This window comes from Promicromonospora sp. CA-289599 (genome assembly GCF_050936155.1).
Lineage (GTDB): Bacteria > Actinomycetota > Actinomycetes > Actinomycetales > Cellulomonadaceae > Promicromonospora.
Genome location: NZ_JBNJNI010000001.1, coordinates 3,878,858 through 3,892,630 on the forward strand (window position 1 = coordinate 3,878,858; position 13,773 = coordinate 3,892,630).

The 13,773-nt window shown below is 70.8% G+C and carries 12 protein-coding genes; 5 read left to right on the forward strand and 7 right to left on the reverse strand.

Annotated features, from left to right (window positions below):
* Positions 1 to 23 precede the first annotated feature (23 nt).
* From ACQEVI_RS17195 to ACQEVI_RS17205, 3 genes are all read right to left on the reverse strand, one after another.
* On the reverse strand, positions 24 to 3,815 hold the full coding sequence (locus ACQEVI_RS17195; protein ID WP_432900949.1) for a multifunctional oxoglutarate decarboxylase/oxoglutarate dehydrogenase thiamine pyrophosphate-binding subunit/dihydrolipoyllysine-residue succinyltransferase subunit: 3,792 nt from the start codon (positions 3,813 to 3,815) through the stop codon (positions 24 to 26).
* 397 nt (positions 3,816 to 4,212) lie between these two features.
* Positions 4,213 to 5,367, reverse strand: a complete 1,155-nt coding sequence (locus ACQEVI_RS17200; protein ID WP_432900951.1) for a sensor histidine kinase — start codon at positions 5,365 to 5,367, stop codon at positions 4,213 to 4,215.
* A gap of 17 nt (positions 5,368 to 5,384) precedes the next feature.
* Complete coding sequence (locus ACQEVI_RS17205) at positions 5,385 to 6,176, reverse strand: response regulator transcription factor (RefSeq protein WP_432900954.1); 792 nt, start codon at positions 6,174 to 6,176, stop codon at positions 5,385 to 5,387.
* 192 nt (positions 6,177 to 6,368) lie between these two features.
* Between ACQEVI_RS17205 and ACQEVI_RS17210 the strand changes: the two genes are divergently transcribed.
* From ACQEVI_RS17210 to ACQEVI_RS17220, 3 genes are all read left to right on the forward strand, one after another.
* On the forward strand, positions 6,369 to 7,865 hold the full coding sequence (locus ACQEVI_RS17210) for a hemolysin family protein (protein ID WP_432900956.1): 1,497 nt from the start codon (positions 6,369 to 6,371) through the stop codon (positions 7,863 to 7,865).
* Entirely contained in the window at positions 7,862 to 8,908 is a 1,047-nt protein-coding gene (locus tag ACQEVI_RS17215; RefSeq protein WP_432900958.1) for a hemolysin family protein, read from the forward strand. The genes ACQEVI_RS17210 and ACQEVI_RS17215 overlap by 4 nt, the downstream gene beginning before the upstream one ends.
* A 151-nt stretch (positions 8,909 to 9,059) precedes the next feature.
* Positions 9,060 to 10,049 carry a M15 family metallopeptidase gene (locus tag ACQEVI_RS17220; protein ID WP_432900961.1) on the forward strand — a complete coding sequence of 330 codons (990 nt, stop codon included), beginning with the start codon at positions 9,060 to 9,062 and terminating at the stop codon, positions 10,047 to 10,049.
* A 6-nt stretch (positions 10,050 to 10,055) separates the two neighbouring features.
* Here ACQEVI_RS17220 and ACQEVI_RS17225 read toward each other — a convergent pair whose 3' ends face one another.
* From ACQEVI_RS17225 to ACQEVI_RS17235, 3 genes are all read right to left on the reverse strand, one after another.
* On the reverse strand, positions 10,056 to 10,721 hold the full coding sequence (locus tag ACQEVI_RS17225; RefSeq protein ID WP_432900963.1) for a CYTH domain-containing protein: 666 nt from the start codon (positions 10,719 to 10,721) through the stop codon (positions 10,056 to 10,058).
* 93 nt (positions 10,722 to 10,814) lie between these two features.
* Positions 10,815 to 11,405 carry an STM3941 family protein gene (locus ACQEVI_RS17230; protein ID WP_432900965.1) on the reverse strand — a complete coding sequence of 197 codons (591 nt, stop codon included), beginning with the start codon at positions 11,403 to 11,405 and terminating at the stop codon, positions 10,815 to 10,817.
* A 77-nt stretch (positions 11,406 to 11,482) separates the two neighbouring features.
* Positions 11,483 to 12,313 (reverse strand): TSUP family transporter, encoded by an 831-nt coding sequence (locus ACQEVI_RS17235; RefSeq protein ID WP_432900968.1) that lies wholly within the window; start codon positions 12,311 to 12,313, stop codon positions 11,483 to 11,485.
* Positions 12,314 to 12,438: 125 nt separating this feature from the next.
* Here ACQEVI_RS17235 and ACQEVI_RS17240 point away from each other — a divergent pair, with 125 nt between their 5' ends.
* The gene (locus ACQEVI_RS17240; RefSeq protein ID WP_432900971.1) at positions 12,439 to 13,050 is read left to right on the forward strand and encodes a TetR/AcrR family transcriptional regulator; all 612 of its coding nucleotides are present in this window, start codon (positions 12,439 to 12,441) and stop codon (positions 13,048 to 13,050) included.
* A 10-nt stretch (positions 13,051 to 13,060) separates the two neighbouring features.
* Here the strand turns inward: ACQEVI_RS17240 and ACQEVI_RS17245 are convergent, their stop codons facing one another.
* On the reverse strand, positions 13,061 to 13,339 hold the full coding sequence (locus tag ACQEVI_RS17245; RefSeq protein ID WP_432900973.1) for a hypothetical protein: 279 nt from the start codon (positions 13,337 to 13,339) through the stop codon (positions 13,061 to 13,063).
* Between the two features lie 115 nt (positions 13,340 to 13,454).
* On the opposite strand from ACQEVI_RS17245, the gene ACQEVI_RS17250 reads away from it, so the two are divergent.
* Positions 13,455 to 13,694, forward strand: a complete 240-nt coding sequence (locus ACQEVI_RS17250) for a hypothetical protein (protein WP_432900975.1) — start codon at positions 13,455 to 13,457, stop codon at positions 13,692 to 13,694.
* The last annotated feature ends 79 nt before the right edge of the window (positions 13,695 to 13,773 follow it).

Consider the following 13,773-nt stretch of genomic DNA (forward strand, 5'->3'; position numbering starts at 1 on the left):
GCTCTACTTCGTGGAGCTGTACGTCAGCCGCGTGTGAAGGCCTGCTCGAGGAGCGTCTTCTGCTGCGCCTGGTGCAGCTTGGCGGTGCCGGCGGCGGTCGATGCGGACGCCGGGCGGGAGACCACCTTGACGTACGGCATGTCCAGCGGCAGGGCCAGGTGGATGAAGCCCCACGCACCCTGGTTCTGCGGCTCGTCCTGCACCCAGACCAGCTCGGCGCCGTCGTACTTGGCGAGCTCCGCGCGGATCTGCGCCTCCGGGAACGGGTACAGCTGCTCGAGGCGGACGATGGCCACCCCGTCGTCGCCGCGCTTGGTGCGCTCGGCGAGCAGGTCGTAGTACACGCGACCCGTGCAGAAGAGCACGCGGTTCACCTTGGCCGGGTCGGCCACCGGGTCCGGGATGACTTCCTGGAACGTGCCCGACGTGAAGTCCTCCACCGAGGAGGCCGCCGCCTTGAGACGCAGCAGCTGCTTCGGCGTGAACACCACGAGCGGACGGCGCGGGCGGGCGTACGCCTGGCGGCGCAGCAGGTGGAAGTACGACGCCGGGGTGGACGGCTGCGCGATCGTCAGGTTGTTCTCCGCGCCGAGCTGCAGGAACCGCTCGATGCGGGCGGACGAGTGGTCCGGACCCTGGCCCTCGTAGCCGTGCGGCAGCAGCATGACGACCGACGACGACTGGCCCCACTTCTGCTCGGCGGACGAGATGAACTCGTCGATCACCGTCTGGGCGCCGTTGACGAAGTCGCCGAACTGCGCCTCCCAGAGCACCAGGGCGTCCGGGCGCTCCACCGAGTAGCCGTACTCGAAGCCGAGTGCGGCGTACTCCGACAGCGAGGAGTCGTAGACCCAGAACTTGGCCTGGTCGCCCGACATGTACAGCAGCGGCGTCCACTCGGCGCCGGTCTCCCGGTCGTGCAGCACCGCGTGCCGCTGCACGAAGGTGCCGCGGCGGGAGTCCTGCCCGGCGAGGCGCACCGGGGTGCCCTCGACGAGCAGCGAACCGAAGGCGACGAGCTCGCCGAAGCCCCAGTCGATGCCGCCTTCCTTCGCCATGAGCTGGCGCTTCTCCAGCATCTGCGCGAGCTTCGGGTGGATCGTGAAGCCCTCGGGCGGCGTGGTGTGCACGTCGCCGACCTGCTGCAGCATCTCCGGCGAGATCGCCGTCTGCCAGCCCACCATCGTCCCGGCGTCCTCGCGCTGGGACTCGGGGCGCTCCAGACCGGCGAGGTGCTCCGTCTGCGGGGCGGGCGTGAAGCCCGACTTGGTCTCGGTGAAGACCCGCTCGAGCTGCGACTGGTAGTCCTGCAGCGCGCCCTCGGCCTCTTCGACGGTGATGTCACCACGGGCGACCAGGTTCTCGGTGTACAGCTTGCGCACCGAGCGCTTGGTCTCGATGAGGTTGTACATGAGCGGCTGCGTCATCGACGGGTCGTCGCCCTCGTTGTGCCCGCGGCGGCGGTAGCAGATGAGGTCGATGATGACGTCCTGGCCGAACTGCTCGCGGAACGCGAAGGCGAGCTCGGCGGTCCGCACGACGGCCTCGGGGTCGTCGCCGTTCACGTGCAGCACCGGGACCTGGTAGCCCTTGGCGACGTCGGTCGCGTACGTGGTAGAGCGGGACGCCGTCGGGCCGGTGGTGAAGCCGACCTGGTTGTTGACGACGACGTGGATCGTGCCGCCCGTGCGGTACCCGCGCAGCTGCGACAGGTTCAGCACCTCGGGCACGACGCCCTGGCCCGCGAAGGCCGCGTCGCCGTGCACCAGGATCGGCAGCACGGAGAAGCCGTCGCCGCCGAGGTCGATGCGGTCCTGCTTGGCGCGCACGATGCCCTCGAGCACCGGGTCGACTGCCTCGAGGTGCGACGGGTTGGCGGCAAGGTAGACGCGGGTCGTGGCGCCGGACTCCGACGTGAACGTGCCCTCGGTGCCGAGGTGGTACTTCACGTCGCCGGAACCCTGGACGCTCTTGGGGTCGAGCTGGCCCTCGAACTCCTTGAAGATCTGGCCGTAGCTCTTGCCCGCGATGTTCGCCAGCACGTTGAGGCGGCCGCGGTGGGCCATGCCGATACCGACCTCGTCGAGGCCGCCCTCGGCGGCCCGCGACAGGATCGCGTCGAGCAGCGGGATCAGGGACTCGCCACCCTCCAGCGAGAAGCGCTTCTGCCCGACGAACTTGGTCTGCAGGAACGTCTCGAACGCCTCGGCGGAGTTCAGGCGGCGCAGGATGCGCAGCTGGTCCTCGCGCGGCGTCTTGGCGTAGCCCGCCTCCAGGCGCTCCTGGAGCCACTTGCGCTGGCCCGGGTCGGCGATGTGCATGTACTCGATGCCGATGGTGCGGCAGTACGAGTCGCGCAGCAGGCCGAGGATCTCGCGCAGCGTGGCCTTGGGCTTGGTGCCGAAGCCTGCCGTCGGGAAGGTGCGGTCCAGGTCCCACAGCGTCAGGCCGTGGTTCTGGATGTCCAGGTCCGGGTGCTTGCGCTGGCGGTAGGCCAGCGGGTCCGTGTCGGCCATCAGGTGGCCGCGCGAGCGGTACGACTGGATGACCTCGGCGATCTTGGCCGGCTTGGCGGCCTCGACGTCGGCGTCGACCGTGTTGTCCCGGACCCAGCGGACGGGCTCGTACGGGACGCGCAGCGCCGCGAAGACGCGGTCGTAGAAGCCGTCCAGGCCGAGCAGCTTCTCCGAGATGATCTTGAGGAACTCGCCGGACTGCGCGCCCTGGATGATGCGGTGGTCGTAGGTCGACGTGATCGTCATGACCTTCGAGATGCCCATCTTGGCGAGCTGCTCCTCGGACGCGCCGGCGAACTCCGCCGGGTAGTCCATGGCGCCGACGCCGACGATGGTGCCCTGGCCCTGCATGAGGCGCGGCACGGAGTGCACGGTGCCGATGCCACCGGGGTTGGTCAGCGAGATCGTCGTGCCCTGGAAGTCGGGCACGGCGAGCTTGCCGCCGCGGGCCTTGCGGACCAGTTCCTCGTAAGCCGCCCAGAACTCGGCGAAGTCGAGCTCCTCGGCCTTCTTGATGCTCGGCACCAGCAGCTGGCGCGAGCCGTCCGGCTTGGCGAGGTCGATCGCGAGACCGAAGCCCACGTGCGCGGGCTGGTTGACGCCCGGCTTGCCGTCCACCGGCTCGTAGTGCGCGTTCATGACCGGCATGTCGGCCAGCGCCTCGACCAGCGCGAAGCCGATGAGGTGCGTGAACGAGATCTTGCCGCCACGACCACGCTTGAGGTGGTTGTTGATGACGATGCGGTTGTCGACCATCAGCTTGGCGGGCACGGCGCGCACCGAGGTGGCGGTGGGGACCTCGAGCGAGGCCTCCATGTTCGTGACCACGCGCGCGGCGGGGCCGCGCAGCTTCTGGATGTCGTCTACGGCGTCCGGGTGCGCCACCGGGCGCTCGAACGTGTCCGCGTAGTGCGTGGTGGGCGGGGTGGCGATGGGGTTCGCCGGGTTGACCTTGGGGTCGGCAGGCAGGCGCTTCTTGCGCACCTTCTGCGCCGCCTCCGACGCGGCGGTGCCGCCGGTCACCGGGGGTGCCGACTGCCGGGCGGGAGCCGGGGCAGGGGCCGCCGGGCTTGCCTGGGTCGCACCTGCGCCGGCTGGAGCCCCGTCGGCCGGCGCTGCGTCGGCCGGAGCCGTCGGAGCTGCTGCCGGTGCGCCGTCCTTGGTGGAGCCGTTCTCGCCGGGGGTGTAGTCGGCGAAGAAGTCCCACCACGCGGGGTCTACCGCGTTCTTGTCCTTGAGGTACTGCTGGTAGAGCTCGTCGACAAGCCATTCGTTGGCTCCGAATGACGAGCTCGCCACGCTGATCGACTCTGAACCAGCCTTAGGGGACACGCGCGGATCGCCCACCTTCACCACAGTTGCGTTCGTCGCGCGCCAGACTTGTCGCAGCACGCGAAGCCCGAATGTTTTCGGACCCTCCAAGGGTAGGCCCTTATCGCCCGCTGGTGGGCTTGGCCGCACGGGCCCTGCGGGGCGCGACGGCGCCAAAGAAGTTGGTTCGTCATGTTTATCGCACGCTGAGCAAAACCCGGGCAACATTCGGCCTGGAAGTCCCCAACACGGCGTTACGGGGCTTCCTGCGGGGCGGACAATCTTTGGCGCGTGTGACAGAAATCACGCGACTCCGTCTCACGCTCTGACCGCTCGCGCCCCTAGGCTTCTCGGTTTCTCACGGGACGCGGGTCGGTCCGTGTGATCAGTCCGTGTGCGTGGTCGAGACACCCGGTGCCGGGTGCGCCCGCGCCGGGAGGGTGACCCGCATCGTCGCGCCCCGGTCGGAGTCGACCACCTGGACGTGCCCGCCGTGCAGTTCGACCGCCCAGCGGACGATGGCCAGGCCGATCCCGGTGCCCCCGCTCGACCCGACGGTACTCCCGACCGTGCCGCCGCCGAAGGTGTCGCCCGCAGATCCGTTCCGGCCCCGGCCGTCCGTCCGGTCCGCCGTCGACCCGGTGCCGCGCACGAACCGCTGGAAGATCCGCTCGCGGTCCGCCGCGGCGATACCGGGACCCTCGTCACTGACCTCCAGCACGACGTCGGCGCCCTCGGTGCTGTCCACGGGGTAGGCGTCCAGGCGGACGACACCGCCCGGCGGCGAGTGCCGGATCGCGTTCTGCAGCAGGTTCATGACCACCTGGTGGAGGCGTTCGGCGTCGCCCTCGATGGAGAGGTCCTCCGGCGTGACGTCGACGACGTAGTGGAGGTCCTTGGCGGCGTCGACCATCGAGAGGTCCTCCGCACAGTCCTCGAGGAAGTCGCCGACGGCGATGTTGCCCACGTTGAGGGCCGAGGCGCCCGCCTCGATGCGCGAGAGATCCAGCAGGTAGGTGACGAGCCGGGTGAGCCGGTCCGTCTGGGCGTGCGCCTGCTCCAGCGCGGCCGGGGTGGGCTCGACGACGCCGTCGACCATGTTCTCCAGCTGCGCCTTGAGCGCGGCGACCGGGGTGCGCAGCTCGTGGGACACGTTGGCGATCAGGTCACGGCGGGTCTGCTCGACCGAGGCCAGGTCCTCGGCCATGCGGTTGAAGGCGTGCGCGAGCTGCCCGACCTCGTCGCTGCTCGTCGCGCGCACCCGGCGGGTGTAGTCGCCGTCCGCCATGGCCTCGACGGCCTCGGTGATCTCCCGCAGCGGCGACGTCATACCGCGGGCCAGGACCTGCGTGACCAGCAGCGACAGGATGATGGCCAGGGGGAAGGTGCGGCTCGGTCCCAGGGACGCCTGCAGACCGAGCCACGTGATCAGCACCGCCGCCGAGACCGTCACCGCCACCAGCACGCCCAGCTTGATCTTGAGCGAGCGCAGCGGGTCCAGCGGCCGCACGTCGGGGACGCGGGGTACGTGCGGTCTCATCAGAACCCTTTTTCTGGCTACGGGTTGGCCTGGTTGGCCTGGTTGGCGGGCGGCTCGAACGCGTACCCGACACCGTGCACGGTACGGATCAGGTCAGGGCCGAGCTTGCGGCGCAGGGCCTTGATGTGGGAGTCCACGGTGCGGGTCCCGCTGGCGTCCGCCCAGTCCCAGACCTCGGCGAGCAGGCGCTCGCGCGTGAGGACGGTCTTGGGTGAGCCGGCGAGCATGACGAGCAGCTCGAACTCGGTCGGAGTGAGATGGACCTCCTCGCCGCCGCGGTAGACACGGCGCTGGGCGCGGTCCACCGTGACGTCGCCCATCATCATGGGCGGGTCGGCGGGCGTCGTCGCGGCGGCCTGCGCCGCCCGGTCCACGCGGCGCAGGAGCGCCTTGATCCGGGCCACGAGCTCGCGCATCGAGAACGGCTTGGTCATGTAGTCGTCCGCGCCGACGCCGAGGCCGACCAGCATGTCGGTCTCGTCGTCCCGCGCGGTGAGCATGAGGATCGGCGTGGGGTGCTCGGCCTGGATGCGTCGCGTGACCTCGAGCCCGTCGATGCCGGGCAGCATCACGTCGAGCACGACGAGGTCGGGGCGCAGCCGTGAGGCGGCGTCGACGCCGGACAAGCCGTCGCGTGCGACCTCGACCCGCCAGCCCTCGGCGGACAGCCGCTGGGCGATGGCCGTCGCGATCGTCGGCTCGTCCTCCACTACGAGCACGGTCGCGCTCTGCTGACCGGTCGAGGCTGCGGCCGACGCCGGACCGGGCTGCTGCGAGGCCCCAGACGGCTGGGGGTTACCAGATGACATAGGTCAATCATGCCCGTACCTACCTGATAAGACCCTGATAACGGCCTGACTGCGTGTCCGAGCGCCCGGTCGCTCGTGCGCGCAGCCCTTCCGGAGCGTTCCCGCTACGATCTGTCGCACGATGATCGAGCGATATCCCGACCGAAGATCCTGGAAGAATCCAGACCCCCCGAAAGCCCTCCGGAGCGCGAGATGACCGGCGACTGGATCCTGGTCGCCGTCGGCGTCCTTCTCACAGCAGGTACTGCTGTCTTCGTGGCCGGGGAGTTCTCCCTCGTCACCATCGATCCCGCGGTGATCGGTGACTCCGACGACTCGGAGGGGGACAGACCCGGCCGGACCCGGTCCGATCCCCAGTCCTCCGCGGCCAACCCTCGGTCCCCCCACGCTGCCCGGCCCGCACTCGGCCAGAGCATGCGGGACCGCAGCGTACGCACCGCACTGCGCCACCTCTCGACCGAGCTGAGCTCCGCCCAGGTCGGCATCACGCTGACCACCATCCTGCTCGGCTACACCGCCCAGCCGGCGCTGAACTCCCTGCTCTCGGCAGCATTCGGCGCGACGTCCGTGCCGACGGCGGTCTCCGTGGTGCTCGCGGGCGTGCTGGCCGTCGTGCTGGTGAACGTCTTCTCCATGGTGTTCGGTGAGCTGATCCCCAAGAACTTTGCGCTCTCCACCCCCCTTGCCACCGCGCGCCTCGTGGTGCCGATCCAGCGTGGGTTCACCATTGCCTTCAAGCCCGTGATCGCTGGGCTCAACGGCTCCGCCAACGCCCTGCTGAGGCGCATGGGCGTGGAGCCGCGTGAGGAGTTGTCCGGAGCCCGGTCCGCGTCCGAGCTGGCCTCGCTCGTGCGCCGCTCGGCGGAGGAGGGCACGCTCGAGGAGTCCGTCGCGACGCTGCTGACCAACTCGATCGAGCTGGACACGCTGAGCGCGCGCGACGTCATGACCGACCGCCTGCGCATGTCGGTGCTGGACCGGACGGCGACGGCGGAGGACGTCGTCGCGCTCGCCCGACGCACCGGACACTCGCGGTTCCCGGTGATCGGGGAGGACCGGGACGACGTCGTCGGCCTCGTGCACCTGCGGCGCGCGGTCGGCGTACCGCACGACCGCCGGAGCGAGGTGCCCGCGGCCGCCCTCATGGTGGACGCGCCCCGCGTCCCGGAGACGGTGCGCCTGGGCCCGCTGCTCGTGGAGCTGCGCGGGTTCGGTATGCAGATGGCGGTGGTCGTCGACGAGTACGGCGGCACCTCCGGCGTCGTCACGCTGGAGGACGTCGTCGAGGAGCTGGTGGGCGACGTCGCGGACGAGCACGACCCCCGGCGGGCCGGCGCGGCCCGTGCCGCCGACGGGTCGTGGATAGTGCCGGGCGTGCTGCGCCCGGACGAGCTCGTCGAGTACACCGCCATCGAGGTTCCGGAGGGGGCCGCGTACGAGACGCTCGGCGGCCTCGTCATGGCGGAGCTCGGTCGCATGCCCACCGTCGGCGACGAGGTCACGGTGGGGACCGCGGCCGCCCGCGTGACCCTGCGGGTGGAGGCCATGGACGGGCGCCGTGTCGAGCGGGTGCGGGTGCGCTCGCTGCCCGACGACCGGCCGGGGGACGACCGGGCCCGGAACGACCGGTCCCGGCCGGACCGGGTCAGGGCCGACCGGACGCGCAGCGAGAAGGGGACGAGCCGATGAGCACGACCACCGCACTGATCATCGGTCTCGTGCTGCTCGCGGGCAACGCCTTCTTCGTCGGCGCCGAGTTCGCCGTCATCTCCGCGCGCCGCAGCGCCATCGAGCCGCTCGCCGCGGCAGGGGACCGGCGGGCCGTCACCGTCCTGTGGGCCATGGAGCACGTGTCGCTCATGCTCGCCTGTGCCCAGCTCGGCGTGACCGTCTGCTCCACAGGCCTCGGCATCGTCGCGGAACCCGCGCTCGCGCACCTGCTCGAGGGGCCGCTGCACAGCCTCGGGGTGAGCGACGACCTCACCCACCCGATCGCCCTCGTCATCGCGCTGTCCCTGGTCGTGTACCTGCACGTGGTGCTCGGCGAGATGGTGCCCAAGAACCTCGCGGTATCCGGCCCGGACCGGGCGGTCATGTGGTTCGGCCCGCCGCTGGTGCTCCTCGCCCGCGTCCTGCGTCCCGTCATCGGCGGCCTGAACTGGATCGCCAACCACGCGGTGCGGCTGGCGGGCGTCGAACCCAAGGACGAGGTCGCCTCCGCGTTCACCGCGGAGGAGGTGCAGTCCATCGTCGAGCACTCCCAGGCCGAGGGTGTGCTGCGCGACGAGCAGGGCCTCCTGACCGGCGCCATCGAGTTCTCCAACCGCACGGCGAGCGACGTCATGGTGCCCGTCAGCGGCCTGGTGTCCGTCGACGAGCACAGCACGCCCGACGACGTCGAGCGGCTGGTGTCGAAGCACGGCTTCAGCCGGTTCCCCGTCGTGACGCACGGCGAGGACGGCGACGAGCTCGTCGGCTACCTGCACCTCAAGGACGTCCTCTACGCGACGGGGCCCGCCCGGTTCGAGCCGGTGGCCGCGTGGCGGGTCCGAGCGCTGGCCGCCGTCGGGCCCGACGACGAGGTCGAGGACGCGCTGCGGGTCATGCAGAGGTCCGGCTCACACCTCGCTCGTGTCGAGGGCAACGAGGGCCAGGTCCTCGGCGTCGTCTTCCTCGAGGACATCCTGGAGGAGCTCGTGGGCGAGGTGCGCGATGCGATGCAGCGCCGGTGAGGCGGTCGGGAAGGCATGAACAGGTAGTGATCACGTCATGTGCGGGTCGGACGATGTCCCGGCGGGGCTTGGCAGGCGGGCCGGCCCCGGTTAGTGTCTCGTGCGACAGAGACACCGCGAGGGGCCGCGGACGCTCGACGACGGAGGATCAGTGGAGTCCACGGCTGTGACGAGCCTGCAGCCCGCGCCCATGACGCGCCGAGCGCGGCGCGAGGCGCAGGAGCAGCAGGCCCAGGCCCTGCGCGCGCACGTACTGCGGGCTCAGGGAGCGCGGGTCCGGCGTCCGCAGGCCCAGCCTCCGCAGGTCCAGCCTCCGCTGATCCAGCCGACGCCGGCGCAGGCGAGCCAGCCGGTGGCGACCCGGAGTGCCACGTCGTTCGACCAGGTGGTCACCGGGGCCATCACCCGGCCCACCAGGCCGACGTCGTCCGTGCCCGCCGGGCAGCGGATCGTCTCCCGGGCGGCCGTGATCGGCACGCTGGCCGCAGCGACCATCGCCGCGCCGTTCGTGCAGGGCACCGCGGAGTCGGGCGAGTCCCCGTTCGACATCGAGGCGCCGCACACCGGGCCGAACGTGCTCGACCTCGTGACGCAGCCCGTCGAACGCCCGAAGACCTCCGCTGCCGTCGTCCGGGCCGAGATGATCACCCGGCCCGAGTCGGCCGCCAGCCGCTCGCTCGACCGCGGCCCTCTGCCGGACTGCGACGTCAGCGCTCCCGTGGAAGGCACCAACGGTGCGCTCGCGGACCACTCCCTGTGCGAGCTGTGGCAGGCGGGGGAGTACCTGCGGCCCGACGCCGCGATGTCGCTCAGCGCCCTCAACGAGGCGTTCCGGGCGTCGTTCGGCCGGGAGATGTGCCTCGTCGCGAGCTACCGCGACCTGAGCACGCAGTACGAGATCAAGGCCGCCAGAGGGTATTTCGCAGCCTCGCCGGGCACGTCCATGCACGGCTGGGGTCTTGCGATCGACCTCTGCTCGAAGGAGACCGGGGACAGCGAGGTCTTCTCGTGGCTCTGGGCCAACGCGCCGTCCTACGGCTGGCAGAACCCCGCGTGGGCCCAGCTCGGCGGGAGCAAGTACGAGCCGTGGCACTGGGAGTTCGTGTCGGGCGTCGCCGAGAAGGGCGAGTGGGACGGGTAGGACCCGTCAGAAGCGCAGGTGGGTGTTCGGTCCGAAGTCCTGGCGGAACACCGGGCCGTCGCTCGCGAGCTCGGCGGCGAACGACGGCGCCCACGCGCTGTAGGGCTCCATGGCGAGCGACTCGTTCGAGAACCGGCGGTCGTCGGTGATCTCGGTGACGCAGAAGTCCGGGATCTGCAGGCCTGTCACCGGGCCCGAGCGTTCGCACTCGGCCACCACCAGTGGATGGTTGGCGCCGCCGAAGACGTCGATCGACCAGCCGTCCGCCCCGAGCCAGACGGCGTAGCGGACCTTGACGATCGGTGCCCCGCCGCGGCGGACCAGCTCGACGCCGATGCTCGGGTCCAGCTCTCGCTCCGCCTCGTAGCGGGTGCCACCCACCGCGGGCCCCTTCACCGTGACTGCCGCGAAGTCGATGTCCGCGACGTGCGCCCGCAGGAGTTCCGCGGGGTCGGTGTCGCCGGTCAGGTCGGCGTCGATGTCACCGGCCTGGACGCGGACCCGGAGGGCGTAACCGTCGTCCGCCAGGAAGTAGGACTGGACGATGAGGGCCGGCGCGTCCCGGAGCTCGGCCGGGAGGTCGCGCACGAAGAACCGGCGCTCGAACTCGAAGTCGGCGTAGCCGCGGTCGGTGTCGGCCGGGGCAGCCTCGTCGAAGCGATCATCGCTCATGTGAGATCCCTCGCCATGCTCGGCAGCTGATGCTCGGTAGGTGCTTCGTATGCATCCTTCCGCAGATGGTTGTCTGCGGATGGTTCAAGAAGTCTACGCAACCGGCTCGGTGCGAGGCGCCGTGCCGCCGATGAGCTCGCCGCCCACGACTCTGCCGCCCACGAACGTGCTCAGGGCCGCGGCGATCACCTCGTGGCGGCTGTCGATGCTGCCGGGCTTCAGCACGACCGGCGTGCCGACCAGGGCGATGTTGGCCGAGGCGGCGATGCGCCGGACGAACGTCCGCTGGCGTGCGACGACCGCCTTCGGGTCCGCGACATCCACCGCGAGCACCCGCCGGAAGGTCAGCCGGGCCTCGCGGACGCCGGTGACCTCGGTCCAGAGCACCTGCTCGACGCCGAGGTTGGGCAGCCAGTCGGTCAGCCCCTCGCCGTCGAGCGTGAGCACGGGCCAGGTGGGCAGCAGCAGGCGGCGCACGATGATGAGCCCCAGGCCGGTGAAGACCAGGACGCCGATGGCGCTCAGCGAGACGACGGCGAGCGCGGCCGGTGCGGCGCTCGCCTGCGCGGCGTCGAAGCCGAGGCGGGCGGCCACAGCGCAGAGCACGACCAGCGCGAGGGTGGTCAGGGCGAGCGTGAGGACGTGGGCACGGGACGGGTAGAAGTCCACGGACTCGTCGGGCATACCCGGGACAGTAGCGGCACCGGGGGCGCATCGGTAGCCCGGTGCGGGGGTGCGTCGGTCGGCGCTCGAGTGGTATGTCACCCGAGCAGGAGCCGAGCGCCAGCCAGGGCCGTCGCGACGAGCACGGCCGTGCTGAACACCGGGCCCGAGATCCGGTGCGCCACGAGCCGGCCGAGCAGCAGGCCCGCGACCATGCCCGGGAGCAGCGCGAGCGAGACGTGCAGCGAGTCCGGGGAGACGAGGCCCAGGCTGGTGCTGAACGGCAGCTTCGCGAGGTTCACGGTGAGGAAGAACAGAGCGACGGTGCCGAGCAGACCGGCCCGCGAGACGCCGGCGCGCAGCAGGTACAGGCTCATCGGCGGACCGCCCGCGTTCGCGATCATCGTCGAGAGGCCGGCCGTGGCGCCCAGGGCCGTGCGGGCGATGCGGTCGCGCAGCCGGGGACGGGTGGCGGCCGGGGGCGGGGCGGCAGCGTCGTCGTCGGGCATGGGGTTGGATGCGGGGCTGCTCGGCGGACGGCGGGCGGCCCGGCGCGCGGCGAGCTGTCGCACCAGGTCGCCCAGCCCGGCGAGGAGGAGCAGGGCTCCGACGATCCGGGCGCTGACGTCGGGTGGCGCCCAGCGCAGGGCGGCGAAGCCGACCAGGATCCCGAGGGCGACGCTGGGCAGGAGCGCCCGCAGGATGCGCCAGCGCACGTTCCGGCCATACGCGCTGACGGCGACGAGGTCACCGACGATGAGCAGGGGCAGAGCAACGCCCGCGGCAGGGACGGGCGGGAGCACGGTTGCGATGACTGCCGCGCCGAGCGCCCCCAGGGGAGGCAGGCCCGTCTTGGACAGGCCCATGAGGAGCGCGGCGATCGTGCCGCCGATGATGACGGGAACCGTCAGGTCCAGTGCGGTGTCCATGGCGATGTGGACTCTACGGCGACGCGCTCGGACGGCGGTGGGCCGCTCACCGGGCGGGACCGATCACACGTTCCGGTCGAGTAATACGCTACAGGCCCGTATCGTTTTTGGGTGAGGACTGAACAGTGACGGCCCAGCGGCGTCGTGCGCCGGGCAGGCCACGGAACACGGAGGCGGACCGCGCGGTGCTGAGTGCGGCGCTCGACCTGATCGCCGAGGCCGGCGTCGAGGGTGTGAGCATCGATCAGGCGGCGAAGCGCGCGGGGGTTGCCCGCACTACCGTCTATCGCCGCTACGCGACGCGCGACGACCTGGCGGTCGCCGCCCTCGTGGCGAACGAGGCGGCGGTGCTCGTCTCCTTCCAGGTCCCCGACCAGCCAAGCCTCGCCGACCTGGTCACCACCTGGTCGGCCGGCCTGAGCGCTCCCCGGTCGCGGGTACTGCTGCGCCGCATGATGTCGGTGCCACGTGAGCACCCGAAGCTGTGGGCGGCCTTCCGCGCGGCGAGTGCGGGCTCGCGCGACCTGAGCGTCCATGACCTGGTGATTCGTGCGCGAGACGAGGGCCAGCTGGCGGCGGACGCCGACGTCGAGATGGTGCAGGCCATGCTTACGGGCGCCGTGGCGGTTCACCTCACGAACTATCCCGACGACGTGTCGGCGGAGGAGGTTGCCGAGTACTTCTGGCGGGTGCTGCGCACGCTGGGGTTCCGGGTCGCCACCACGGGCCGGCTCTGAGGTCGGCCGCCTACTTGCCGTCGAACGGCACCCGCTCGGAGAGAAGCCAGTCGCGGTAGGCCCGCAACACCGCCCCGTCCGCCGAGGACCGGACCGACAGAACGCCGTACTGGATGTCCTCGAAGCCGTCCGGGCCGGAGTTGATCAGGTGGGTGGCACCCCCTATGGACAGGATGGCCCGCAGCACTCTTGTGCCGGTCTCCGCGAACGCCGCGGCATTCTTCACCTGGACGAGATGCTGGCTGTCGCCGGTGCCTTCGACGACGTAGTAGTAGGTCCCGAGAGCCATCTGCGTTCCCCTCATCGCCCTGCACGCCCGGTGCGTCGTGGGTCCTGCGGCCGAACGTACGGCATCTGGTGCCGGGCGGCGGGGAGATCGGTAGGGAACGGCTTTCGGTTGTCGGATGGGGTTCTACCGGCAAGTCCTCGGGGAGCCGGTAGGGTCCCAGGCGATGAAAAGCGACGAATGGGCTGAAATCATCCGATCGGCGAAGCGGGGCGACGAGGATGGCGTCTTGACTTGGACGTGCCCGGAGTGCAACGAGTACTCCGTCGAGATGGGCGTGCGGTTCGAGCACGGCGAAGCGGTCGAGTACACATTGATGTGCCTCTACTGCGGAGCAGAGGTCGTTGCACCGGCCTGACCGGTCAGGTCGACCCCGCCTCAAGCGCTGCGGCCACTCGGGCACGTGTTCACCCACCAATAGCATCGTCAGCAGGGCC

Excerpts from the sequence above, each read along its gene's own strand:
- ACQEVI_RS17235 (WP_432900968.1), bottom strand. The coding sequence starts at position 12,313 with ATGGACACCGCACTGGACCTGACGGTTCCCGTCATCATCGGCGGCACG.
- ACQEVI_RS17245 (WP_432900973.1), bottom strand. The coding sequence starts at position 13,339 with ATGGCTCTCGGGACCTACTACTACGTCGTCGAAGGCACCGGCGACAGC.
- ACQEVI_RS17200 (WP_432900951.1), bottom strand. The coding sequence starts at position 5,367 with ATGAGACCGCACGTACCCCGCGTCCCCGACGTGCGGCCGCTGGACCCG.
- ACQEVI_RS17205 (WP_432900954.1), bottom strand. The coding sequence starts at position 6,176 with ATGTCATCTGGTAACCCCCAGCCGTCTGGGGCCTCGCAGCAGCCCGGT.
- ACQEVI_RS17215 (WP_432900958.1), top strand. The coding sequence starts at position 7,862 with ATGAGCACGACCACCGCACTGATCATCGGTCTCGTGCTGCTCGCGGGC.
- ACQEVI_RS17230 (WP_432900965.1), bottom strand. The coding sequence starts at position 11,405 with ATGCCCGACGAGTCCGTGGACTTCTACCCGTCCCGTGCCCACGTCCTC.
- ACQEVI_RS17250 (WP_432900975.1), top strand. The coding sequence starts at position 13,455 with ATGGGGTTCTACCGGCAAGTCCTCGGGGAGCCGGTAGGGTCCCAGGCG.
- ACQEVI_RS17225 (WP_432900963.1), bottom strand. The coding sequence starts at position 10,721 with ATGAGCGATGATCGCTTCGACGAGGCTGCCCCGGCCGACACCGACCGC.
- ACQEVI_RS17210 (WP_432900956.1), top strand. The coding sequence starts at position 6,369 with ATGACCGGCGACTGGATCCTGGTCGCCGTCGGCGTCCTTCTCACAGCA.